At 70.6% G+C, this 22,957-nt stretch carries 19 protein-coding genes and 1 tRNA gene; 11 read left to right on the top strand and 9 right to left on the bottom strand.

The window, feature by feature from the left end; translation table 11 throughout:
* Positions 1 to 120: 120 nt before the first annotated feature.
* Positions 121 to 196: transfer RNA gene (locus PQI07_RS09540), tRNA-Ala, on the bottom strand.
* A 123-nt stretch (positions 197 to 319) separates the two neighbouring features.
* Here PQI07_RS09540 and PQI07_RS09535 point away from each other — a divergent pair.
* Both PQI07_RS09535 and PQI07_RS09530 read left to right on the top strand, forming a co-directional pair.
* Positions 320 to 622 carry a YggT family protein gene (locus PQI07_RS09535; protein WP_010684838.1) on the top strand — a complete coding sequence of 101 codons (303 nt, stop codon included), beginning with the start codon at positions 320 to 322 and terminating at the stop codon, positions 620 to 622.
* A 12-nt stretch (positions 623 to 634) separates the two neighbouring features.
* Complete coding sequence (locus tag PQI07_RS09530) at positions 635 to 1,678, top strand: MaoC family dehydratase (RefSeq protein WP_043379397.1); 1,044 nt, start codon at positions 635 to 637, stop codon at positions 1,676 to 1,678.
* Positions 1,679 to 1,738: 60 nt separating this feature from the next.
* Here PQI07_RS09530 and PQI07_RS09525 read toward each other — a convergent pair whose 3' ends face one another.
* From PQI07_RS09525 to PQI07_RS09510, 4 genes are all read right to left on the bottom strand, one after another.
* The gene (locus tag PQI07_RS09525) at positions 1,739 to 2,389 is read right to left on the bottom strand and encodes an outer membrane protein (RefSeq protein WP_043759709.1); all 651 of its coding nucleotides are present in this window, start codon (positions 2,387 to 2,389) and stop codon (positions 1,739 to 1,741) included.
* An 88-nt stretch (positions 2,390 to 2,477) separates the two neighbouring features.
* On the bottom strand, positions 2,478 to 3,830 hold the full coding sequence (locus tag PQI07_RS09520) for an L-serine ammonia-lyase (protein WP_043379391.1): 1,353 nt from the start codon (positions 3,828 to 3,830) through the stop codon (positions 2,478 to 2,480).
* Between the two features lie 152 nt (positions 3,831 to 3,982).
* A complete protein-coding gene (locus PQI07_RS09515; RefSeq protein WP_043353007.1) occupies positions 3,983 to 4,531 on the bottom strand; it encodes a formaldehyde-activating enzyme in 549 nt (182 codons plus the stop codon).
* Positions 4,532 to 4,775: 244 nt separating this feature from the next.
* A complete protein-coding gene (locus tag PQI07_RS09510; RefSeq protein WP_043379390.1) occupies positions 4,776 to 5,336 on the bottom strand; it encodes a L,D-transpeptidase in 561 nt (186 codons plus the stop codon).
* 207 nt (positions 5,337 to 5,543) lie between these two features.
* Here PQI07_RS09510 and PQI07_RS09505 point away from each other — a divergent pair, with 207 nt between their 5' ends.
* From PQI07_RS09505 to PQI07_RS09470, 8 genes are all read left to right on the top strand, one after another.
* The gene (locus PQI07_RS09505) at positions 5,544 to 5,957 is read left to right on the top strand and encodes a hypothetical protein (protein WP_043379479.1); all 414 of its coding nucleotides are present in this window, start codon (positions 5,544 to 5,546) and stop codon (positions 5,955 to 5,957) included.
* A 169-nt stretch (positions 5,958 to 6,126) separates the two neighbouring features.
* Positions 6,127 to 7,395, top strand: coding sequence for an efflux RND transporter periplasmic adaptor subunit (locus PQI07_RS09500; protein ID WP_051975938.1), 1,269 nt, complete (start codon positions 6,127 to 6,129; stop codon positions 7,393 to 7,395).
* Positions 7,396 to 7,412: 17 nt separating this feature from the next.
* The gene (locus PQI07_RS09495) at positions 7,413 to 10,571 is read left to right on the top strand and encodes a multidrug efflux RND transporter permease subunit (protein ID WP_043379387.1); all 3,159 of its coding nucleotides are present in this window, start codon (positions 7,413 to 7,415) and stop codon (positions 10,569 to 10,571) included.
* Positions 10,572 to 10,876: 305 nt separating this feature from the next.
* Positions 10,877 to 12,493, top strand: a complete 1,617-nt coding sequence (locus tag PQI07_RS09490) for an ABC transporter substrate-binding protein (protein WP_043759712.1) — start codon at positions 10,877 to 10,879, stop codon at positions 12,491 to 12,493.
* Between the two features lie 9 nt (positions 12,494 to 12,502).
* Positions 12,503 to 13,483 (top strand): ABC transporter permease, encoded by a 981-nt coding sequence (locus tag PQI07_RS09485; protein ID WP_043379385.1) that lies wholly within the window; start codon positions 12,503 to 12,505, stop codon positions 13,481 to 13,483.
* A gap of 361 nt (positions 13,484 to 13,844) precedes the next feature.
* Positions 13,845 to 14,816 (top strand): ABC transporter permease, encoded by a 972-nt coding sequence (locus PQI07_RS09480; RefSeq protein ID WP_053609380.1) that lies wholly within the window; start codon positions 13,845 to 13,847, stop codon positions 14,814 to 14,816.
* A gap of 142 nt (positions 14,817 to 14,958) precedes the next feature.
* Positions 14,959 to 15,939 carry an ABC transporter ATP-binding protein gene (locus tag PQI07_RS09475; RefSeq protein ID WP_043354012.1) on the top strand — a complete coding sequence of 327 codons (981 nt, stop codon included), beginning with the start codon at positions 14,959 to 14,961 and terminating at the stop codon, positions 15,937 to 15,939.
* On the top strand, positions 15,936 to 16,916 hold the full coding sequence (locus PQI07_RS09470) for an ABC transporter ATP-binding protein (RefSeq protein ID WP_043759716.1): 981 nt from the start codon (positions 15,936 to 15,938) through the stop codon (positions 16,914 to 16,916). The genes PQI07_RS09475 and PQI07_RS09470 overlap by 4 nt, the downstream gene beginning before the upstream one ends.
* A 30-nt stretch (positions 16,917 to 16,946) precedes the next feature.
* Here PQI07_RS09470 and PQI07_RS09465 read toward each other — a convergent pair whose 3' ends face one another.
* The 3 genes from PQI07_RS09465 to PQI07_RS09455 form a co-directional block, all read right to left on the bottom strand.
* On the bottom strand, positions 16,947 to 18,608 hold the full coding sequence (locus tag PQI07_RS09465) for a methyl-accepting chemotaxis protein (RefSeq protein WP_182591458.1): 1,662 nt from the start codon (positions 18,606 to 18,608) through the stop codon (positions 16,947 to 16,949).
* Positions 18,609 to 18,902: 294 nt separating this feature from the next.
* Positions 18,903 to 19,346 carry an MEKHLA domain-containing protein gene (locus tag PQI07_RS09460; protein WP_182591457.1) on the bottom strand — a complete coding sequence of 148 codons (444 nt, stop codon included), beginning with the start codon at positions 19,344 to 19,346 and terminating at the stop codon, positions 18,903 to 18,905.
* A gap of 6 nt (positions 19,347 to 19,352) precedes the next feature.
* Positions 19,353 to 20,513: an SMP-30/gluconolactonase/LRE family protein gene (locus PQI07_RS09455; RefSeq protein ID WP_078947117.1), complete on the bottom strand. Its 1,161-nt coding sequence runs from the start codon at positions 20,511 to 20,513 to the stop codon at positions 19,353 to 19,355.
* Positions 20,514 to 20,783: 270 nt separating this feature from the next.
* Here PQI07_RS09455 and PQI07_RS09450 point away from each other — a divergent pair, with 270 nt between their 5' ends.
* Complete coding sequence (locus PQI07_RS09450) at positions 20,784 to 21,512, top strand: ParA family protein (RefSeq protein WP_274926512.1); 729 nt, start codon at positions 20,784 to 20,786, stop codon at positions 21,510 to 21,512.
* A gap of 4 nt (positions 21,513 to 21,516) precedes the next feature.
* Here PQI07_RS09450 and PQI07_RS09445 read toward each other — a convergent pair whose 3' ends face one another.
* A complete protein-coding gene (locus PQI07_RS09445; RefSeq protein ID WP_274926511.1) occupies positions 21,517 to 22,902 on the bottom strand; it encodes a M20/M25/M40 family metallo-hydrolase in 1,386 nt (461 codons plus the stop codon).
* Between the last annotated feature and the right edge of the window lie 55 nt (positions 22,903 to 22,957).

Below are 22,957 nucleotides of genomic sequence, written 5' to 3'. Positions count from 1 at the left end.
TGAGATCGGTGATCGGACAGGGGCGCAGGGCGCGAAAATCGCGGCTGGTTACCGCTAAGTCCTGGCTGCGACGGCGATATCGCCGCGTCGCCAGGATGCTGAATTGTCACCAGGAAGGCCTGGTGGAGCTGAGGGGATTCGAACCCCTGACCTCCGCAGTGCGATTGCGGCGCTCTCCCATCTGAGCTACAGCCCCGTCGAGGCGCCGGCCTTGTAGGCGCGGGCGGCTCAGCCTGTCAATTCCCTGTTTCAACGTCGCCCGCCGCGCGCCGCTCCGGCGCTGGGGTGCGGGCGCCCCGAGGATAGCGCGCGGACCTGCATGAACGCCCTGATCTGGCTCTTCGACACGGTCGTCCAGCTTTTCATCTATGTCCTCATCGCAAGCGCGGTTCTCAGCTGGCTGGTGGCGTTCAACGTGGTGAACGTGCGCAACCCGATCGTCGCGCAGATCGGCGAGGTGCTCTACCGGCTGACCGAGCCGGTGCTGCGGCCGATCCGCAACCTGCTGCCCAATCTCGGCGGCGTCGACATCTCGCCGATCATCCTGATCCTGCTGCTGCTGTTCATCAGCCGCCTGCTGCACGAGTACGCCGTGCCCGCAACCTACGTTTACGCGCAGTAGGACCGAACGCCCGTGAAGACGAATCCCGGCCGCTTCTTCGAGGATTTCCGCCTCGGCGAGACCATCCGCCACGCCACCCCGCGCACCGTGACGGTGGGCGACGTGGCGCTCTACACCGGCCTCTACGGGCCGCGCTTCGCCGTGCAGTCGTCGGACGCCTTCGCCCGGGCCATCGGCTACCCGAAGAGCCCGCTCGACGACCTGCTCACCTTCCACATGGTGTTCGGCAAGACCGTCCCGGACGTCTCGCTGAACGCGCTGGCCAATCTCGGCTATGCCGAGGGCGGGTTCCGGCGGCCGGTCTATCCGGGCGAGACGCTCTCCACCGTGTCGGAGGTGATCGGCCTCAAGGAGAGCTCGAACCGCCAGACCGGCGTGGTCTATGTCCGCTCGGTGGGCTCCGACGAGCGCGGCGAGACCGTGCTGAGCTATTGCCGCTGGGTCCTCGTGCGCAAGCGCGACCCCGAGGCGGCCATCGCCGAGGAGCACGTGCCGAGCCTCGCCAAGGTGGTCGACCCGCAGGATCTCGCGGGCGCCCTGCCGAAGCTCTCGGCCGCCGCCTACGACACCGACCTCGCCGGCAGCCCGCACCGCTTCGCGGATTACGCGGTCGGTGAGAAGATCGACCACGTCGACGGCATGACCGTCGAGGAGGCCGAGCACCAGATCGCCACGCGCCTGTTCCAGAACACCGCCAAGGTGCATTTCGACGGGCTGGCCGCCAAGGACACCCGGTTCGGCCGGCGCCTGATCTACGGCGGCCACGTCATCTCGCTCGCCCGGGCGCTGAGCTTCAACGGGCTCGGCAACGCCTTCGCCCTCGCGGGCATCAATGCCGGCCGCCACGTGGCACCGCTGTTTGCCGGCGACACGGTCTATGCCTGGAGCGAGGTGCTGGCCACAGCCGATGTCGGCCGCGACGATGTCGGGCTCCTGCGCCTGCGGACGGTCGCCACCAAGAATCAGTCTTGCGGCGCCTTCCCGGACCGCGCGGGCGACGGCTACGACCCGGCGGTGATTCTCGACCTCGACTACTGGGCCTTCGTCCCGAAGTAGGGGGCCGATCAGGGGGCCGCCTCCCGGCACCGCCGCGCGGCGGTGCCGGCAGAGACCGCCTCAGCGGATCCCGCCGCCGACCACGCCCGCCTCGACCGCCAGCGAGAGGCGGTCCGTGACCGCCCACTCGACGCCGACGCCCGCGACCGGCCGCACCGCGATGTCCTGGCGCGTGAACGGCAGCGACCCCGGGGTCGGCCCGACGCGCAGCGTCTGGTGCAGGGCCAGGGCGCCGGTCTTGGCGTAGACCAGCACGTCCGGCGCGACGAGGGTGCCGACCTTCACCTCCAGGGACCCGGCGAAGTCGTTGGAATAGGCGAGCCGCCCGAAGCCCGGCGTGAGGGTGCCGTCGAGCCCAGCCAGATAATCGAACCCGCCGCTGATGCCGTAGAGGATCGGGCCCTCCTGCCACATCCGGCCGCCCTCGAACCCGATCGTCGGGCCCGAATAACTGCCGAAATGCCGGGACGTGCTGACCGCGTAGCCGGTCGAGAGGCGCGCGTAGGAGCCGGTCCAGCGGCCATACGCGTCCTCGGGCATCTGCGGCCAGGCGAAGGAGGGCAGCGGCGCGAAGCCGACGGACGGCCAGAACAGCGCCTGGGCGGCGGCGGGACCCGCCGGGAGACACGCGGCCCCGAGCCCGAGACCGGCCCCGAGCGCGAGACCGGCCGCGAGGCGGCTGAACGGACGGGAATCGGCGCGTCTGATCATCCCGCCATCCTAGCCGAAGCTCCCCGCCCGCGACAGGCGGAACCCGCGCACCCGCGGGATCGTGCGCGGCGCGCCGGGGCCGGCGTGCTCAGCAGGCGGCGACGTTGACCGCGAGGCCGCCCAGGGAGGTTTCCTTGTACTTGGCCTGCATGTCGTGCCCGGTCTGGCGCATGGTCTCGATGACCTGGTCGAGGCTCACGAAATGCACCCCGTCACCGTGCAGCGCCAGGGAGGCGGCGGCCACCGCCTTGTTGGCGCCGAAGGCGTTGCGCTCGATGCAGGGGATCTGCACCAGGCCGCCGATCGGGTCGCAGGTCATGCCGAGATGGTGCTCCATGGCGATCTCGGCGGCGTTGGCCACCTGGGGCGGCTCGCCCCCGAGGATCGCGGCGAGGCCCGCCGCCGCCATGGCCGAGGCCGAGCCGACCTCGCCCTGGCATCCGACCTCGGCGCCCGAGATCGAGGCCCGGCGCTTGATCAGCCCGCCGATGGCCGCGGCGGCGAGGAGGTAGTCGCGGCCGCGCGACTCGCTCCAGCCGGGGCAGAAATCCACGATGTAGCGCAGCACCGCGGGGACGATCCCGGCCGCACCGTTGGTCGGCGCCGTGACGATGCGGCCGCCGGAGGCGTTCTCCTCGTTCACCGCCAGGGCGAACAGGCTGATCCAGTCCATGATCTCGTGGGCCGGACGGCTGTTGGACAGCCGGTTCGCTTCGAGCGTCGCGTGGAGCCGCTTGGCGCGCCGCCGCACCTTGAGGCCGCCCGGCAGCTCGCCGTCCATGCGCAGACCCCGGGCGATGCAGGCGAGCATGGCGTCGCGGATGGCATCGAGCCCGGCCTCGATCTCCGCGTCGGAGCGCAGGGCGCGCTCGTTGGCCATCTGGACCTGCGGAATCGTCAGGCCGGTCTCGGCGCAGGTCCGCAGGAGGTCGGCGCCGCTCTCGAACGGATACGGCAGCGCCACCGCGTCCAGGCCGGCGGTGCCGGGCTCGTCCTCTTCTTCCACGAAGCCGCCGCCCACGGAGTAGCAGACCACCTCGTCCAGAAGCCCGCCGGCAGGATCGTAGGCGCGAAAGCGCATGCCGTTGGTGTGGCGCGGCAGCACCTCGGTGAAGTTGAAGAGAAGGTCCCGCGTGCCATCAAAGGCAATGCCGGGCAGGCCGAGGGCGCCGGTCTCGGCGAGGGCCTGCGTGTAACCGGCCACGGCGTCGGGATCGACGGTGGCGGGCTCGTGCCCCAGGAGGCCGAGGTAGATCGCCACGTCGGTGCCGTGGCCGCGCCCGGTCCAGGCGAGGGAGCCGAAGATCTCCGCGCTCACCCGCGCGACGCCGGACCGGCCGGCGACGCGGTCGCGGAAGCGGCGCGCGGCGACCATCGGGCCGATCGTGTGCGAACTCGACGGGCCGATCCCGATCTTGAACAGATCGAAGGCGCTGATCATGGCGTGGCGTCTCTCCCTATCGGCCCGGGCCCCGGACGCGGCCCTGCAGGAAGCCGGCCATGCGGGTCCCGCAGGAACGCCCGCCGGGTCCGCGCCGCGGCCGCCGGCCGGGAGCCGACGGCGGGAGGCGTGATCGCGGCGCGGACGGGCGCTCAGATCTTCCCGTCGAGGCCCATCTGGTAGTACTTGTGCACGATCTTGTCCTGGTTCTCGAGGAGCCAGTCGATCGAGGGCTCGTTGGTCATGGCCTTGCGGATGGCCTCGGTCATGCCGCGGCGCTGGATGTCGAACAGCGCCTTGTGGTCGACATGCTGCGCCTCGATGACGCCGGGGCTGAGCCAGACCGAGCAGATGATGCCGAGATCGTTGGCCTTGTGCTTGGGGATGTAGCCCGCCCGCACGGCGTCGAGGACGCCGTTGGCGATGGCGAACTGCACGGTGCCCATCAGGATCGAGGTGTACTTGCTCTCGGTGACGCTGACCTTGGACACGCAGAGCGTGACCGGGCGCACCATGATGTCGGTGTTCAGCAGGGCGAAGACGCGGCTGTGGCCGACGACCTGATCGCCGGTCAGCGTGGCGAGGGCGGTGCCGACCGGCCCGTCGAGTTCACCGATGATGACCTCGGGCTCCGAGGCGGTGTTGGGCGGCCCGCCCGCCACCAGGGCCTCGCCGGCCCGCAGGATGATGCGTTCGTTCATGCTGTCCCTCGTGGAGATCGGGCGATCCGGCTCTGCCCGACGGCGCGGCTCCTATCACCGGCCCGCCGCGCCTGTCGACGCGGACCCGTCCGCAGCCGCAGCCGCAGCCGCGCCGATCCGGCCGCCCGCGCACGGCCTTGCGCGTCGCGGTCGGTCCGCGCGCCGCTTGGGGGCCGCTCCGAGGCGCAGGGGAGAAGGCGACGCAGGGGGGAGGGCGGCGGCCGGGCGCCGCCACCCGCCGCGATCAGTCGCGCACGACGACCTTGGTGCCGACCCGGACCCGGTCGTAGAGGTCGACCACGTCCTTGTTGGTCATGCGGATGCAGCCCGACGAGACCGCCGCCCCCATCGTCTCCGGCTCGTTCGAGCCGTGGATGCGGTAGAGCGAGGAGCCGAGATAGAGGGCGCGGGCGCCCAGCGGGTTGTCCTGGCCGCCGGCCATGTAGCGCGGCAGGTCCGGGCGGCGGGCCAGCATCTGCTGCGGCGGGCGCCAATCCGGCCATTCCTTCTTCATGGTGACGGTCTTGGTGCCCGACCACGAGAAGCCCTGCCGGCCGACGCCGACGCCGTAGCGGACCGCCGCGCCGCCGCCCAGCACGTAGTAGAGCCGGCGCTGGCGCGTCGAGACCACGATCGTCCCGGGCTTCTCCTTGCCGGTCCACGCCACGGTCTCGCGGGGGATCGCCTGGCTGCGGAAGACGTTGAGGAAGTCCGCGATGGGGCCCCTGTCCAGCGGGTTGGCCAGCGCGGGGGCGCTTCCAAGCAGCAACCCCGCGAGCCCGAGCAGCGCGATCCGTCTCGGCATGGTCTCCATCCTCCGTCCGTCGTGGCGCAGACCTTCGCGGTGCCCTGCGCGCATCGGGCGAGCCGGCCCGGACTTCACGGCAAGGTTGAGGCCGGGCCGTCGGGATGTGCACTTCCGGGCGTAGCTGTGTGCTGCATGCAACACTCCGCGGACGCCGCGACGCCGTGGGTGATTGCGCCCGGCGACAGCCGTGCTTATCTCAGATCCGTGATCCGATCCGCCGCCCTTCTGGCCCGCCGTGTCGCGGCCTTGCCGGACCGCCTCGCCCGGGGCCTCGCCGTGCTGGCGCTGCTCGTCCTCGCGGCGGCCGCGATGGCCGCCGTGCCGGCACGGGCCCAATCCGCGCGGCCGGAGGGCCCGGCCTGCGCGATCACGAGCCCGCGCCTCTCGGTTCTGTCGGGCACGCCGGACGCGCAACCCGAGGCCAAGCGGTCCGTCTTCGGCCGCACCGATCTCTGCGCCGCCGACAGCGAGATCCTCACCGAACTGGGGCTGCCGCGCCCGCCGGTCGAGGCGCCGCGGCCCCGTCACACTCTTTCCGCATCGTTCGAATACAGGTCCGACATCCTGCCGGCTTCCGCGCCGGACGGTTCGCCGCACCGGCCTCCCCGCTTGGCCTGACGCGCGCCCCGGCCCTGGCGGCCGGCGAGGATGCGCGCCTGTCCTGATCTCCGTCCGACCGGCCTCGTGACCGGTCCCGAGATCTGCCACGACGATGCGCGGGTCCATGCTCCGCGCCAGCCTCAGCAGACGCATGTTTTCAGGAGCGTCGGAAATCGTGACCCGCACTCTGTCCGTCAGAACCTCATCCTCTCGCCGCCGTCCGGGCCGGGCCAGGACCGTCCTGCCCGCGGCCCTGCTTCTGCTCGGCCTCGCGGCCTGCAACCCGAAGCAGGTGGCCGCGCCGGCGCCGCCGGTGCCCGAGGTCGGCTTCGTCAAGGTCGAGCCCCAGGCGATCCCCTATCTCCGCGACCTGCCGGGCCGCGTCGCGCCCATGCGCATCGCCGAGGTCCGCTCCCGGGTCTCCGGGCTCGTGGTGAAGCGGCTCTTCGAGCAGGGCAGCCAGGTCAAGGAGGGCGACATCCTCTACAAGATCGACCCGGCGCCCTATCAGGTCGAGCTCGCCAGCGCCGAGGCGGCGCTCGCCCGTCAGGAGGCCGCCCTCGTGCTGGCCCGGCAGCAGGCCGACCGGCTCGAGCAGCTGCTGACGCGGGCCACCGCCAGCCAGGCCCAGTACGATGCCGCCTTCGCGGCCAAGAAGCAGGCCGAGGCGGAGGTCGCCGGCGCCAAGGCGGCCCGCGACCGGGCGCAGCTCAACCTCGGCTGGACCGACGTGCGCGCCCCGATCACCGGCCGGATCGGCCGGGCGCTGCTCACCGAGGGCACCCTGATCGAGCCGGGCTCCACGGGGGCGCTCGCCACGATCCAGCAGCTCGACCCGATCTACGTCGACATCACCCAGTCGGTGGGCGAATTGAACCGCCTGCGCCGGGACCTCGCCAGCGGGGAGCTGGCGCGGCTGGAGGAGAACACCGCCAACGTCCACCTGATCATGGATGACGGCTCCCTCTACCCGCTGGCCGGCCGGCTCCTGTTCTCGGACGTCACCGCCGATCCGAGCACCGGCCAAGTGACCCTGCGGGTGCAGTTCCCCAACCCGCACGACGAGCTGTTCCCCGGCATGTACGTGCGGGCGCGGATCAAGCAGGGCATCGATTCCGACGCCATCGCGGTGCCGCAGCAGGCGATCCAGCGCACCGACGACGGCCGCGCCGAGGTCTGGGTGGTGCGCGCCGACGAGACGGTCATGCGCCAGCCCGTCGAGGTCGGGCCGGTGGTCGGGCAGAACTGGCTGATCCGCTCGGGGCTGAAGGCCGGCGAGCGGGTCGTGATCGACGGCTTCCAGAAGATCACCGTCGGCGCCAAGGTGAAGCCCCGCGACCAGACGCCGGTCCACGGCGAGACCGGTCCGAAGCACGATACCGACGAGGCCCCCGACGCCTCGGGTGACAAGGCGGAGGTCGCGCCGCGGGCCGCCGCCGTCCAGCCGCGCCACTGAGCCGGGAGAGCCCGATCATGGCACGCTTCTTCATCGACCGGCCGGTCTTCGCCTGGGTCGTGGCCCTGTTCATCTGCCTGGGCGGGGCCCTCGCCATCCCGAACCTGCCGGTGGCGCAGTACCCGGTGATCGCCCCGCCCTCCATCGCCCTGTCCACGGCCTATCCGGGGGCCTCGGTGGAGAGCCTCTACATCGGCACCACCCGGCTCATCGAGGATGAGCTGAACGGCGCGGCCAACATCATGAGCTTCGAGTCGACCACCGACTCGTTCGGCTCGGTGAACATCACCGCCACGTTCCAGCCCGGCACCGACCCGTCGCTCGCCTCCGTGGAGGTCCAGAACCGGCTGAAGCGCGTCGAGGCGCGCCTTCCGGCGGAGGTGCGCCAGCAGGGCATCCTGGTGGAGGAGGCCTCGGCCGCGACCCTCAACATCATCACCCTCGTCTCCAAGGACGGGTCGATGGACGAGGTGGGCTTGGGCGACTTCCTGATCCGCAACGTCATCAACGAGATCCGGCGCATCCCCGGCGTCGGCCGCGCGACGCTCTACTCCACGGAGCGGTCGCTGCGCGTCTGGGTCGATCCCGACAAGCTGCGCGGCCTCTCGCTCAGCGCCTCGGACGTCACCGAGGCGATCCGCAACCAGAACGTCCAGGTCGCGTCCGGGGCGGTCGGCGCCCAGCCGAGCCCGACCCGGCAATCGCTGACCATGCCGATCATCGTGAAGGGCCAGCTCGGCACCATCGAGGAGTTCGGCGCGGTCGTGCTGCGGGCCAATCCCGACGGCTCGAACGTGCGCCTGCGCGACGTCGCCCGGATCGAACTCGGCGGCGACGCCTACCAGTTCTCCACCCGCCTGAACGGCGGCCCCGCCGCCGGCATCTCGGTGACGCTCGCCCCCGACGGCAACGCCCTCGAGACGGCCCGGGCGATCCGCGCCAAGATGGTGGAGCTGTCCCAGTTCTTCCCGCCGGACCTGAAGTGGGACATCCCCTACGACATCACCCCGGCGGTGGAAGCCTCCATCGAGAAGGTGCTGCACACGCTGGTCGAGGCGGTGGTGCTGGTCTTCCTGGTGATGTTCCTGTTCCTGCAGAACATCCGCTACACCCTGATCCCCACCATCGTGGTGCCGATCGCCCTCATGGGCACCGTCACGGTGATGTGGATCTCGGGCTTCTCGGTGAACGTGCTCACCATGTTCGGCATGGTGCTGGCCATCGGCATCCTGGTCGATGACGCCATCGTGGTGGTGGAGAACGTCGAGCGGATCATGAACGAGGAGGGGCTGCCCCCCAAGGAGGCCACCAAGAAGGCCATGGGGCAGATCACCGGGGCGATCATCGGCATCACCCTGGTGCTGATGGCCGTGTTCATCCCGATGGCGTTCTTCCCCGGCTCGGTGGGCATCATCTACCGGCAGTTCTCGATCGCGATGGTGACCTCCATCGCCTTCTCGGCGCTGCTCGCCCTGTCGCTGACGCCGGCCCTCTGCGCGACCTTCCTGAAGCCGATCGAGAAGGGCCACGGCCACGCCAAGGGCGGCGTGTTCGGGATGTTCAACCGGTTCGTCGACCGGGAGACCGCCCGCTACGGCCGCGGCACCCAGTGGTTCATCCGGAAATCCGGCCGGGTGATGCTGGTCTACCTCGCGCTGGTCGCCGGCACCGCCTACGCCTTCGTGAACCTGCCGGAGGGCTTCCTGCCGGTGGAGGATCAGGGCTTCTTCACGGTCGACATCCAGACGCCGCCGGGCGCCTCCTACAACCGCACCCAGGAGGCGGTCCGCAAGGTCGAGGAGCACCTGCTGGCCCAGCCCGGCGTCGCCACCGTGACCATGCTCAACGGCTTCTCCTTCTCGGGCCAGGCCCCGAGCACCAGCCAGGCCTTCGTCACCCTCAAGCCATGGTCCGAGCGCGACGCCAAGAACTCGGCCGCCGCCCTCGTCGCCGGCACCAACGCGGCGCTCGCCAATTACCGCGACGCCACGGTGGACGCCCAGGAACCGCCGCCCGTGGACAATCTCGGCAACGCGGCGGGCTTCTCGTTCCGCCTGCAGGACCGGGCCAACCGCGGCTACGCGGCCCTGCTCTCGGCCCAGGAGCAGCTGCTCAAGCTCGCGCAGCAGAGCCCGATCCTCCAGAAGGTGAAGATCGAGGGCCTGCCGCCGACCCCGCAGGCGGAGCTGGTGATCGACCGCGAGAAGGCCGCGGCCCTGGGCGTGAAGTTCGAGGACATCAACGCCACGATCCAGCTCAACCTCGGCTCGGTCTATCCGAACGACTTCCCCAACCGGGGCAAGATGCAGCGCGTCTACGTGCAGGCCGAGCAGCTCCAGCGCATGAACGCGTCGGACATCCTCAACTACGCGGTCAAGAACGCCGGCGGCACGATGGTGCCGATGTCGTCCTTCGCGGAGCTGAAATGGGGCATGGGGCCGAGCCAGATCGTCGGCTTCAACGGCTACCAGTCGGTGCGCTTCACCGGCGAGCCGAACCCCGGCTACACGTCGGGCGACGCCATCGCCGAGATGGAGCGGCTGATGCTCCAGCTGCCGAAGGGCTTCGGCTACGCCTGGACCGGCCAGTCCTACCAGGAGAAGCAGGCGGGCAGCCAGGCGAGCCTGCTGCTCGCCCTCTCGGTGCTGATCGTGTTCCTGTGCCTCGCCGCGCTCTACGAGAGCTGGGCGATCCCGGTCTCGGTCATGCTGGTGATCCCGCTCGGCGTGATCGGATCCGTGGCGGCCGTCTACCTGCGCGGCATGCCCAACGACGTGTACTTCAAGATCGGGTTGATCACGATCATCGGCCTCTCGGCCAAGAACGCCATCCTGATCGTGGAATTCGCCAAGGACCTCTGGAAGCCCGGAACCTCGGTGATCCGGGCGGCGGTGGACGCCGCCACGCTCCGGTTCCGGCCGATCGTGATGACCTCGCTGGCCTTCATCTTCGGCGTGGTGCCGCTGGCCATCGCCACCGGCGCCGCCTCGAAGAGCCAGCAGGCGATCGGCACCGGCGTGATGGGCGGCATGATCACCGCCACCGTGCTGGCGGTGTTCTTCGTGCCGGTCTTCTTCGTCGTCGTCATGCGCCTGTTCCGGCGCAAGGCGGTGGCGGAGGGCGAGCGGGCGGACGCGGAGACGCGGCACGAGCCGGCGCGGGTGGCGGCCGAGTAGGCCGGCGCGCTCGCGCCCCGGCCCATGCAAGGCGCGACGCGCCCCCTCTCCCGCACGGGGGAGGAGGCGCGCTTCCATGCGCGAGGGCCGTTCCGGTCCCGCCTGCCGCGCGATGGCGGCGCCTCGGCCGTCGATCGAGGACGATAGGAGGCGGGAAAAACGCGTTCGGGCGGCCGAATAATGTCACTCACCCGCGACAGCCTCGGCCGCCGCCTTGTATACAGATGGTCCGAAGCTTGCTGACGCCGCGGTGGACACCGCCGGGGCTGCCGGCCGGTGGCGCATTCACGGTTCCGGAGATCCGCTTGTCCCGTTCGACCCTGAAGACCCTCGTCCGCGGCGTGGCCACGGGTGCCGTCGCGACGTTCGCTTTCGCGGCGTTGCCCGCGCAGGCCGCGAACGTCTTCCGTTTCGCCTTCCAGGGTGACCTGAAATCCCTCGACCCGTACTCCCTCAAGGAGAGCTTCACCGAGGGCATGCAGCAGGCGGCCTACGAATCCCTCGTCACCCTCGACAAGAACCTGAAATTCGCCCCCGGCCTCGCCGAATCCTGGGAGACGCCCGAGCCGACCCGCTGGCGCTTCCACCTGCGCAAGAACGTGAAGTTCCACGACGGCACGCCCTTTACCGCCGACGACGTGATCTTCTCCGCCCAGCGGGTCCGCGCCCCGGGCTCGAACTTCACCACCAACGTCCCGTCCGACGCCGAGTTCGTGAAGGTCGACGACTTCACCGTCGACATGGTGCTGAAGAAGCCGAACCCCATCGCCATCGCCCAGTTCCCGACCTGGCTGATCATGTCGAAGGCATGGTCCGAGAAGAACGGCGTCGTGCAGCCGACGCCGCCCAACGCCTCCAGCCCGAGCTACGCCACCCTCCACGAGAACGGCACCGGCCCCTTCGTGATCGCCGAGCACCAGCCGGGCGTGAAGACGGTGTTCAAGAAGTTCGACGGCTACTGGGGCAAGGTCGAGTCGAACCTCGACGAGGCGGTGCTGACCACCATCGCCAACCCGGCGACCCGCGTCGCCGCGCTCCTCTCCGGCGAGGTCGACTGGATCGACCCCGTGCCGCTGCAGGACCAGCAGCGGGTGAACGCCAGCGGCACCGCCACCGTGATGGCCGGGCCCGAACTGCGCACGATCTTCCTCGGCATGGACCAGGACCGGGACGAGCTGAAGGATTCGAGCGTCAAGGGCAAGAACCCGTTCAAGGACATCAAGGTCCGCGAGGCCTTCTACCTCGCCATCGACGAGGACACGATCGCCAAGCGGGTCATGCGCGGGCAGGCGGTGCCCTCGGCGCTGATGATCGCCCCGAGCCTCTACGACCGCGGCGCCGAGTTCAAGCGCCCCGCCACCGACCTGAAGAAGGCCAAGGAGCTGATGGCCCAGGCCGGCTACCCGGACGGGTTCTCGCTCACCATGGATTGCCCCAACGACCGCTACGTCAACGACGAGGCGATCTGCCAGGCGGTGGTCTCGATGCTCGCCCGCATCAACGTCAAGGTGAACCTCAACGCGCAGCCGAAGGCCAAGTACTTCGCCAAGGTGCTGGCCCCGAACTACGACACGTCGTTCTACCTGCTCGGCTGGACCCCGTCGTCGCTCGACAGCCACAACATCCTCTACGAGATCGTCGGCTGCCGGAAGCCCGGCGATAAGTCGGGCCGGGGCAGCTGGAACCTCGCGGGCTATTGCGATCCGAAGATCGACGCCATCGCCGACAAGGTCGAGGGCGAGACCGACAAGGCCAAGCGCGACGCCCTGATCAAGGAGGGCTTCGACGTCCTCAACACCGACTGGGGCTACATCCCGCTGCACCAGCAGGCGCTGGCCTGGGGCGTCTCCAAGAAGGTCCACCTGACCCAGCGCGCCGACAACCTGCTCCTGCTCTACTGGGTGTCGAAGGATCCGCAGTAGGATCCGGGCGTGCTCGCCTTCCTGCTGCGCCGGGTGATCCAGGCGGCCGCGGTCCTCGCGGTCGTCGGGCTCATCGCCTTCGCGATGTTCCGGTTCGCGGGCGATCCCGTGAACCAGATCGTCGGCCCCGACACCACCGTGGCCGAGCGGGCGGAGATCCGCAAAAATCTCGGCCTGGACGATCCCGTCCTGGTCCAGTTCGCCCGCTACGCCGGCAGCGTGGCGCGGGGTCAGTTCGGCATCTCCTACCAGTTCCGGCAGCCGGTGGCGCAGCTCCTCGCCGAGCGCATGCCGGCGACGCTGGAGCTCGCCTTCTGCGCGACGGTCTTCGCCCTCGTGGTCGGCGTCCTCATGGGCGTCTACTGCGCCCTGCGCCGCGACTCCTGGCTCGCCGGGCTGTTCCAGGCCGTCTCGCTCATCGGGATCAGCCTGCCGACCTTCCTGATCGGCATCCTGCTGATCTACCTCTTCTCGGTGACGCTCGGCTGGCTGCCCTCCTACGGGCGGGGCGACACGGTCCGGCTCGGCTGGTGGACGACGGGCTTCCTCACCGCATCGGGGCTCAAGGCCCTGATCCTGCCCTCGGTGACGCTCGGCCTGTTCCAGATGACGCTGATCATGCGGCTGGTGCGCGCCGAGATGCTGGAGGTGCTGCGCACCGACTACATCCGCTTCGCCCGGGCGCGGGGGCTCACCACCCGCGCCGTCCACCTGCGGCACGCCCTGAAGAACACCCTCGTGCCGGTGATCACCATCGCGGGGCTGCAGCTCGGCTCGGTCATCGCCTTCTCGATCATCACCGAGACGGTGTTCCAGTGGCCCGGCATGGGCCTGCTGTTCGTGCAGGCCGTGCAGAACGTCGATATCCCGATCATGTCCGCGTACCTGCTGCTCGTGGCGCTGATCTTCGTGACCATCAACCTCGTGGTCGACATCCTCTACACGGTGGTGGATCCGCGCCTGCGGCTCTCGACCGGGCGGGCGGCGTGAGACCGGACATGACGCACCGTTCCGCTTGCCTGCCGCGCGTCATTGAACGGGACACGACGGTCACGCCCGCTTCGCAAGAGGCGCGGGTCCCCGCTCCCATGTGGAAGAGGGACAGGGTGAGGGATGAGAACTGTCCGAATGGGGCGCGGCCTGTCGGCGCTTCGAGGGTGCGCTTCACTCTGAGCGGTCTCGACCCTCACCCCGACCCTCTCCCGCATGGGAGAGGGGGCAGGTCGCGCCTGCCAGGCCCGTCGGCGCAAGACGGTCGCGTTCTGGGTTGCCGCTATCGCTTCGCTCCGCTCGCAAAGACGACGGCAGCCGCCCCGAAGCTTTCCACCGGACACGGCGTGAAGGGCGACCGATGAGCGGATACGACCTCGACGCGGGCGATGCCCCGCCGGTCCCCCTGCCGGAGGCGGCGCCCTCCCGCCTCGCGCGCTGGCGGGATTCCGACCTGCTGGCGAGCTTCCTGCGCTCGAAGACCGCCATGGCGGCGCTGGTCGCCACGGTGCTGATGGTCGGGCTCGCCTTCGCGGCGCCCCTGATCGCCCCGCAGAACCCCTACGACCCGGCCCAGCTCGACCTGATCAACTCCAACCTGCCGCCGATCTGGCAGGCGGAGGGTCAGGCGCCCTACTATCTCGGCACCGACGACCAGGGCCGGGACGTGCTCTCGGCGGTGCTCTACGGCCTGCGCCTGTCGCTGATCGTCGGCGGGCTCGGGGTGCTGACCTCCGGCGTCATCGGCATCGCGCTGGGTCTGATCGCCGGCTACGCGGGCGGCGTCCTCGACACGCTGATCATGCGGATCGCCGACGTGCAGCTCACCTTCCCGGCGATCCTGATCGCCCTGGTGGTGGACGGCGTCGCCAAGGCAACCTTCGGCAGCGCCCTCGACGTCGGGCCACTGATCGGGCTGATCGTGGTGTCGATCGGCCTGTCCTTCTGGGTACAGTACGCCCGGACCGTGCGGTCCTCCGTGATGGTCGAGAAGGGCAAGGACTACGTCCAGGCGGCGCGGCTGATCGGCCTGTCCTCCCCGGTGATCCTGGTCCGCCACGTGCTGCCGAACGTCACCGGCCCGGTCTTCGTCATCGCGACGATCAACTTGGCGCTCGCGATCATCACCGAGGCGACCCTGTCGTTCCTCGGCACCGGCCTGCCCGAGACCATGCCGTCGCTCGGCACGCTGATCCGCACCGGCAACCGCTTCCTGTTCTCCGGCGAGTGGTGGATCGTCGCCTTCCCGGGGCTGGCGCTGGCCGGGCTGGTCATCGCCATCAACCTCCTGGGGGATTGGCTGCGCGACGCGCTCAATCCGAAGCTGCAATGATGGGACATCGTCAGCGCGAGCGCAGCGAAGCGAACCAGGGCAGCGCGACCTTGGTGAACGTGGCGCCGCTGGATTGCTTCGCTCCGCTCGCAAGGACGGGGGCGCCCATCCGACGCCCGGTTGCCACCGGAGCCGCCACGCCATGACCGACACGATCCTCTCCGTGCGCGATCTCACGGTCGCCTTCGACACCCGCCGCGGGCCGCTCACCGCCATCGACCGGGTCTCCTTCGAGATCGGCCGCGGCGAGATCCTGGGCGTCGTCGGCGAATCCGGGGCCGGCAAGTCGGTGACCGGCTCGGCGGTGATCGGGCTGATCGACCGCCCCGGACGCATCGCCGGCGGCGAGATCCGGCTGCGCGGCGAGCGCATCGACAATCTCTCGCCCGAGGCCATGCGGCGGGTGCGGGGCAAGCGCATCGGCATGATCTTCCAGGATCCGCTGACCTCGCTGGACCCGCTGTTCCGGGTGGGCGACCAGATCGTCGAGACCCTGCGCACTCACACCGACCTGTCGGGGAAAGCCGCCCGCACCCGCGCCATCGACCTGCTCGCCGAGGTCGGCATCCCGGCCCCCGAGCGGCGGATCGACGGCTACCCGCACGAGTTCTCCGGGGGCATGCGCCAGCGGGTGGTGATCGCCCTCGCGCTGGCCGCCGAGCCGGAGCTGATCATCGCCGACGAGCCGACCACGGCGCTCGACGTCTCGGTCCAGGCCCAGATCATCACCCTGCTCAAGCGCCTCTGCCGGGAGCACGGCACCGCGGTGATGCTGGTGACCCACGACATGGGCGTGATCGCCGAGGCCGCCGACCGGGTGGCGGTGATGTATGCCGGGCGCGTCGCCGAGATCGGCCCGGTCGCCTCGGTGATCGCGAAGCCCCACCATCCCTACGCGGTCGGGCTGATGGGGGCGATCCCGACCCTGTCGCAGGAGGCCACGCGGCTGAGCCAGATCCCCGGCTCGATGCCGCGCCTCACCGCCATCCCCAAGGGCTGCGCCTTCAACCCGCGCTGCCCGAAGGTCTTTTCGCGCTGCCGGGTCGAGCGGCCGGAGCCGCAGGCCGTGGAGGCGAGCCGGGTGGCCTGTCACCTGTACGATGCAGCGGAGCGCGCAGCGTGAGCGCCTACGTCGAAGTCACCGATCTGCGCCGCCGGTTCGACGTCTCGAAGCCCTGGCTCAACCGGGTGCTCGAGGGCGAGCCCCGGAAATTCCTCACGGCGGTGGACCGGGTCGGGTTCACGATCGAGAAGGGCGAGACCTTCGCGATCGTGGGCGAATCCGGCTCCGGCAAGTCGACGGTGGCGCGGATGGTGGTCGGCCTGCTGCCGCCCTCGGCCGGGGAGGTGACGATCACCGGCGTCTCGATGACCGACCCGCGCCAGGCCGCAGCCCGGCGGCGCCTGCGGGCGCGCATCCAGATGATCTTCCAGGACCCCTACGCGTCCATGAACCCGCGCTGGCGGGTGGGCCGGATCATCGCGGAGCCGATCCGGGCCTTCGGCCTGATCCAGGGGGAGGGGGCGATCCGCGCCCGGGTCAGCGAGCTGCTCGGCCTGGTCGGGCTCCACCCGGACGATGCGAAAAAATACCCGCACGAATTCTCCGGCGGCCAGCGCCAGCGGGTGGCGATCGCCCGGGCGCTGGCGAGCCAGGCGGAGTTCCTCGTGGGCGACGAGCCGACCTCGGCGCTCGACGTCTCGGTGCAGGCGCAGATCCTCAACCTGATGCGCGACCTGCAGGACCGTCTCGGGCTGACCTACCTGTTCATCTCCCACAACCTCGCCGTGGTCCGCCACATGGCCACCCGGGTGGGGGTGATGTATCTCGGCCGCCTCGTGGAGGTCGCCGCCGCCAAGGACCTGTTCGCCAGGCCCCGCCATCCCTACACGCGGATGCTCCTCGACGCGGTGCCCGACCTCGCCCATGTCGGCCGCGCCCGGGTGCCGGTCTCCGGCGAGATCCCGAACCCGATCGACCCGCCGCCCGGCTGCACCTTCAACCCGCGCTGTCCGCTGGCGAACGACCGCTGCCGGACCGAGGTGCCGGCGCTGCTGGACGGCGTCGCCTGCCACGCCGTCCAGGAGGGGCGGGCCTGAGGAGGCCCGCCCGGTCGGCCCGAGGGGCCGTCAGGCCGCCCGGACCGTGGCGAGGAAGCCCGACACTTCGGCCCCGAGCTGCTCGGATTGCCGTGACAGCTCCGACGCTGCGGTGAGCACCTGCGCGGAGGCGGCGCCGGTCTCGCTCGCGGCCTGCGTGACGCTGCCGATGCTGACGGTGACCGACTGGGTGCCCTGAGCCGCCTGCGTGACGTTGCGGACGATCTCCTGGGTCGCCGCGCCCTGCTCCTCCATGGCGGCGGCCACGCCGACGGCGATCTCGCGGAGTTCAGTGATCGTCGCGCCGATCGACTGGATGGCCGCGACGGCCTCGCGGGTCTCGCCCTGGATGGCGTTGATCTGCGCGGCGATGGTGTCCGTCGCCCGCGCCGTCTGCGAGGCCAGCTCCTTGACCTCGCCTGCGACGACGGCGAAGCCGCGCCCCGCCTCGCCCGCACGGGCGGCCTCGATCGTGGCGTTGAGCGCCAGCAGGTTCGTCTGAGCGGCGATCCCGGAGATCAGGCCGACCACCGCCCCGATCTTCTCGGCGCCCTCGGCCAGCCCGCGCACGATCGTGGTGGACTGCGCGGCATCCGCGGCGGCCCGCTCGGCCATGATCGTGGAGCGGGCGACCTGCTGGGCGATCTCGCCGATGGAGGCCGCCATCTCCTCGCTCGCCGCCGCCACGGTCTGGACGTTGGAGGAGGTCTGCTCGGCGGCCGAGGCGACGCTCATGGATTGACCCGCCGTCTGATCGGCCGTGCGGCTCATCGACTGGGCGGTCGCCTCCATCTCGGTGGCGGCCGAGGCCAGGCCGTGCGTGAGCTGCGTGACCTGGCTCTGGAACGCCCGCGTCGCATCGTCCAGCACCTGGGCCCGCCGCATCTTGGCGGCGTTCTCGATCGCCGCGGCCGCGTCGGCGTCCCGCTTGGCGATCATCGCCTCCTTGAACACCTGGACGGCCTGGGCCATCCCACCGATCTCGTCCGCCCGTTCCGCGCCCGTGACCGGCGCCTCGAGCTCGCCGGCGGCCAGGCGGGTCATCGTCGCCGTCATGCCGCCGAGCGGACGGATCACCTGCACGACGATCGTGTAGATGCCGTAGGCGATGCTGAGCGCCGCGAGGACGAGGGCGGCCAGCAGGGCGAGGCGCGACCAGCCCGCGGTGGTCTCGGAGCGCTCGAACTCCGCCTCCGCTTCACGGACCTGCAAGGCCGTGAGCTTGCCGAGGGTCGCGTTGGCGGTCCGCAGGCTCGTCAGCAGGTCCGCATGCGTGGACTCGAAATCCGAAGCGCGACCGGCGGTGATGCGCTTGAGGATCTCGGCCGCGATGGCATCGTTCCGGTCGAGCGACCCCTGCAGCTCGGTGGCCAGGGCTTTCTCCTCCGGGGTCAGGTAGGTCGCCAGATAGGCCGACCACTGCGTGTGCAGGTTGGAGAGATCGCGCTCGATCTGGTCCTTCGCCTGGGCCGGGTCGATCTGCCGGCCGCGCAGCCTGCGCGAGACGTCGATCAGGTCGTCATAGGCATCGCGGATGATGCTGAATTGCCGGAGGCAGACGACGCGGTCGTCGAAGACGGTCTTGAAGCTCTGGTGATTCCAGTGAAGGGCGAGATTGCCCATGGCGGCACATGCGAGCAGGAGCAGGCCCATGACGGCCAGGAGTGCGAGCAGTCTGAGTTTGATGGTCATCGTGGGCGGGTGGCCTTCCAGACGGTGGCATCCGAGACCGGCGGCGGCGCAGACACGCGCGCGGTGATTTCGGAGTTTGCACCTTGGTGAGGCACGATGATTAAAGTTTAGTCGATAAATGCAGTCGAGTTTCGAGCCAAGACAAGATTTCAAACGAACGTGATCGAGACTGCAAAGCGCGTGACTGATTTCTATCTGTAACTGATATTTTCAAGAGACTTCTATCGGAAGGTGTAAGGCCCGGCCTGCGACGGGGCTGGCCCGGCGACGGAGCCGGCAGGATCGGCCGCTTCCTCAGGCGTCGCGCCATGCCGAGAAGGTCGCGGCCTGTCCCACATTCATGCCGTCGCGGTCGAGCTGCCAGACCACCGCCTGGTCGATCCAGAACCGCCGCCCGTCCTTGGCGATCCGCAGGCCGCGATAGCCGCGGCTGAAGCCGTCCCGGGTGACCGCGTCGAGGAGGCTCTGCCGCGCGGCCCGTTCGGGCGCCTCGGCCGAGAGCCGCGAGGGCAGGCCGATCAGTTCGTCCCAGGCGTAGCCGAAGCAGGCCTGGGCGGCCCGGTTGCCGTAGACGAAGCGGGGATCCGCGCCGCCATCGTGGGCGAGGACCGCGAAGGGGGCCGCCGCGTACAGCCAGGCCGCATCGGCACCGGCCGGCACCAGGGACTCGCCGAGCCGCCGCGCATAGCTGCCGGTGAGCAGGGCGAAGAAGTCCGGGTCGTGCGAGAGGTCCGTCATGATCCGCTACAGGACAGGGTCCGCGTCGATGCGCATGCGCAGGATCGCGTAGGGCGGCTGCTGAAGGTCCCGGCCGCGGTTGAATTCCGGCCGCCGGTTGACCTGGGCCGCCGAGATATAGAGCCATCGGTCCGGGGTGATCCAGAAGGTGTCGGCCCAGATCAGCCGGTCGTCGGCGGCCAGCACCTCCACGGTGCCGTCCGGCAGGCGCCGGCCGACCGCGTTGTGCTCCTGCAGGCTGAGATAGACCCGGTCCTCGGAATCGGTGGTCAGCCCGCCGGTCATGCCCTTCTCGCCGAGGTCCTTGACCGTGGCGGCCACGGCCGCGTCCGAGACGTTCGGGTCGCGCAGGGCCGCGGTCTCGACCGCGTAGAGCCGCCGGCTCATCAGCGGCGCGTAGTACAGGCGGCGTCCGTCCGGGCTGATCGCGATGCCGTTGGCGCCGCCCTTCGGGCTCTTCTCCGGCGTGTCGCCCTTCCGCTCCATCACGGGCCGCCGCTCCACGAACTTGACCAAGCCCTCCTCGGAGCGCGTGCTGGGATGGTCCGCGAGGCGCCGCACCACCCGCCCGCTGTCGAGATCGACCGCGAGGATCGCCCCCGCGCCGGCCTGCCCCTGATCGGTGACGTAGGCCAGCGCCCGCCCGTCGCGCACGTCGACCCGGAGGTCGTTCAGCGAGGAATCCGGCACCACGCCTGCGTCGAGTGGAATCGTCCGGCGGATGCTGTTCCGGCCGATATCGATCGCCAGGATCTTCGCGCCGCCCGGCACCGGCCGTCCCTTGCCGGTCGGCAGGCCGGCATCGAGCACCCAGAGGGTGTCGTCACGGTCGAAGACGCCGTTCGGCACATGGAACAGGGTGGCCTGCGGCGCCTGCGGGTCCGGGCGGTTGGCCGCCGCGTCGGGGTAGGGCTTCACCGATCCGTCGGGCAGCACCTCGCCGAGGGTGATCGGCTCCGCACCGGTGAAGCGCGGCATCATCACGAAGATCCGTCCGCCCCGGGCGATGGCGAGTCCCGTGGGGGTCGAGGGCGCATCCGCCGCGATGGCGAGGTCCAGAATCCCCGCAGGCCGGCTCGTCGGGGGCGGCGGCGTCCCGGCGCGGGCCGCGGGGGCGGCGAGGGCCAGGAGCCCCGTTCCGATCAGGCGGCGGCGGTCGAGGCGCATGCGGATCCCGGCGTGGCGGTCATCGGAGTCCCGGCGGGGGCGCGGCGCGCGACCGACGGGATGCCGGCTCAACGCATGGGCCGTCCGGGCGATCCCGCGCGCCGGAATCCGCGCCCCGCCGATCGGGAGCCGGCGACGGGCGGTCCACAGGCGCCGCCGCGCGACGCTGGCCCCAGCCAGCGGCGTCACGGTAAGCACGATCGTGCCGGACCTCGATTCGGCGCCGCACGGGCCGAGGCCCGGGCCTGAGATTGGAGAGGTGGGACACGCATGGATCCCGAAGGATCCGAACCGGCGCCGGACACCGCGCCCCGGCCCGGCGCCGGCTCGCTGCGGGTCCTCGCCCTGGCGGTGCAGAAGGGCGGGACGGGCAAGACAACCCTCGCGGCCTCCCTGGCCGTCGCCGCCGCGGAGGCCGGCGAGCAGGTGACCGCCCTCGATCTCGACCCGCAGGGATCCCTGGCCGGCTGGGGGGGCCTGCGCAAGAGCGACCGCGGGAGCAACCGCGAGAGCGACGCCGTCGCGGTCGACCGGATCCAGCCCTGGGAGATGGGCCAGCTGTCGGAGATTCTCGGCATCCTCGCCGAGCAGGGCACGACGCTCGCCGTCCTCGACACCGCCGGCAGCGCGTCCGGCCTCGCGCCGGCCCTGAAGGATGCCGACTTCGTCCTGATGCCGGTCCGCCCCTCGCGGCTCGACATCGTGGCCGCCCGGCCGACCCTCCAGGCGCTCGTCGGGCTCGGGCTGCGGGAGCGGCTGGCCCTGGTGCTGAACCAGTGCCCGCCGCCGCCCTCGCCGCGCACCAGCGCCTACGCGGCGCAGCTGCGCGCCCTGGGCGTCCTGGCCGAGCCCGGCATCATCCACCGGGTCGACCACCAGGACGCCCTGGCGACCGGGCTCGGCGTCACGGAATACGCCCCCGTCAGCCCGGCCGCCGACGAGGTCCGGGCCCTCTGGACCTGGATCGACGGGAAGATGCGGTCGGCCTCCGCCCGCTGACGGCTCAGCCCTGGCCGAGGGCCGCGAGGATCCGCGCCCAGGAGCGCGTGCCCTTGTGGAAGCTCGTCAGGTCGTACTTCTCGTTCGGCGAGTGGATCCGGTCGTCGTCGAGGCCGAAGCCGATCAGCAGGGTGTCGCGCCCGAGGATCCGCTTGAAGTCGCCGACGATCGGGATCGAGCCGCCGGCCCCGACGGTCACCGCCGGCACGCCCCACTCGTCCTGCAGCGCGGCCTTGGCGGCCCCGAGCTGCGGCATGTCGAAGGGCAGGCTGATCGCCCGCGAGCCCTTGTAGGTGATGACCTCGACCCGGCAATCTGCCGGCACGCGTTCCCGCACGAACGCCTCGAAGCTCTCGGCGAGCCGCTTCGGATCCTGGTCGTCCACGAGGCGGAACGAGACCTTGGCGGAGGCGGTCGAGGCGATCACCGTCTTGGTGCCCTCGCCGGTATAGCCGCCGATGATGCCGTTGGCGTCGCAGGAGGGGCGCGACTGCACCAGCTCGATCGGCATGCGCCCGCGCTCGCCCGCGGGCTCCTTGAGGCCGATCGGCCCGAGCAGGGTCTCCGGCGTCAGGCCGAGGCCGCGCCACTGCTCCAGCACCTCGGGCGGGCGCTCGTGCACGCCCTCGTAGAAGCCCGGGATCGTCACGCGACCGTCGGCATCGTGCAGGTCGGCGATGATCTTCGACAGGACGTGGATCGGGTTGCGGGCGGCGCCGCCGAAGAAGCCCGAATGCAGGTCCCGGTCGGCGCAGGTCACCTTCACCTCGAAATAGGCGAGGCCGCGCAGGGACGAGGTGATGGCCGGGGTCTTCCGGTCCCACATGCCGGTGTCGCAGACGAGGACCACGTCGCAGCCGAGCCGGTCGCGGTTGGCGGCGACCCATTCGGGGAGCCCCTGCGAGCCGCTCTCCTCGGCGCCCTCGATCAGGATCGTGACGCCGCAGGGCAACTCGCCGTGCATGGCGATATAGGCCCGGCACGCCTCCACGAAGGTCATCACCTGCCCCTTGTCGTCGGAGGCGCCGCGCCCGACGATTTTCTTGCCGCCCTGCCCGTCATCGGCGAGGTGCGGCTCGAAGGGCGGCGTCGTCCACAGGTCGAGGGGGTCGACGGGCTGCACGTCGTAATGGCCGTAGAACAGGATGTGCGGCGCTCCGGGCTTCGGCTTGTGGGCCAGCACGACCGGATGGAGCGAGGTCTCCTCGACGGAGGTCTCGAAGCCCAGCGCGGTCAGGTCCTTGGCGAGCCAGGCGGCGGCCTCGCGGCACTGGCCGGCATAGGCGGGATCGGTGGAGATCGACGGGATCCGCAGGAAGGCGAACAGCCGCTCCAGGGCGTTCTCGAGATCCGTGTCGATGTCGTTGAGGATCGCGTCGAGCGCGGCCATCGGGGGCTCCGGGGTGCGGCGGGGACTCTGCGGGACGAGGGTTAGCCGAGGCGGG

The sequence above is a fragment of the Methylobacterium sp. 092160098-2 genome (assembly GCF_028920805.1).
GTDB lineage: Bacteria > Pseudomonadota > Alphaproteobacteria > Rhizobiales > Beijerinckiaceae > Methylobacterium > Methylobacterium fujisawaense.
This window is presented reverse-complemented; position numbering and strand designations above follow the sequence as displayed.

Bases quoted from the DNA above. Each gene is read 5' to 3' on its own strand.
- PQI07_RS09535 (WP_010684838.1), top strand. From the start codon at position 320: ATGAACGCCCTGATCTGGCTCTTCGACACGGTCGTCCAGCTTTTCATC.
- PQI07_RS09525 (WP_043759709.1), bottom strand. From the start codon at position 2,389: ATGATCAGACGCGCCGATTCCCGTCCGTTCAGCCGCCTCGCGGCCGGT.
- PQI07_RS09520 (WP_043379391.1), bottom strand. From the start codon at position 3,830: ATGATCAGCGCCTTCGATCTGTTCAAGATCGGGATCGGCCCGTCGAGT.
- PQI07_RS09515 (WP_043353007.1), bottom strand. From the start codon at position 4,531: ATGAACGAACGCATCATCCTGCGGGCCGGCGAGGCCCTGGTGGCGGGC.
- PQI07_RS09510 (WP_043379390.1), bottom strand. From the start codon at position 5,336: ATGCCGAGACGGATCGCGCTGCTCGGGCTCGCGGGGTTGCTGCTTGGA.
- PQI07_RS09495 (WP_043379387.1), top strand. From the start codon at position 7,413: ATGGCACGCTTCTTCATCGACCGGCCGGTCTTCGCCTGGGTCGTGGCC.
- PQI07_RS09480 (WP_053609380.1), top strand. From the start codon at position 13,845: ATGAGCGGATACGACCTCGACGCGGGCGATGCCCCGCCGGTCCCCCTG.
- PQI07_RS09475 (WP_043354012.1), top strand. From the start codon at position 14,959: ATGACCGACACGATCCTCTCCGTGCGCGATCTCACGGTCGCCTTCGAC.
- PQI07_RS09465 (WP_182591458.1), bottom strand. From the start codon at position 18,608: ATGACCATCAAACTCAGACTGCTCGCACTCCTGGCCGTCATGGGCCTG.
- PQI07_RS09460 (WP_182591457.1), bottom strand. From the start codon at position 19,346: ATGACGGACCTCTCGCACGACCCGGACTTCTTCGCCCTGCTCACCGGC.
- PQI07_RS09455 (WP_078947117.1), bottom strand. From the start codon at position 20,513: ATGCGCCTCGACCGCCGCCGCCTGATCGGAACGGGGCTCCTGGCCCTC.
- PQI07_RS09450 (WP_274926512.1), top strand. From the start codon at position 20,784: ATGGATCCCGAAGGATCCGAACCGGCGCCGGACACCGCGCCCCGGCCC.
- PQI07_RS09445 (WP_274926511.1), bottom strand. From the start codon at position 22,902: ATGGCCGCGCTCGACGCGATCCTCAACGACATCGACACGGATCTCGAG.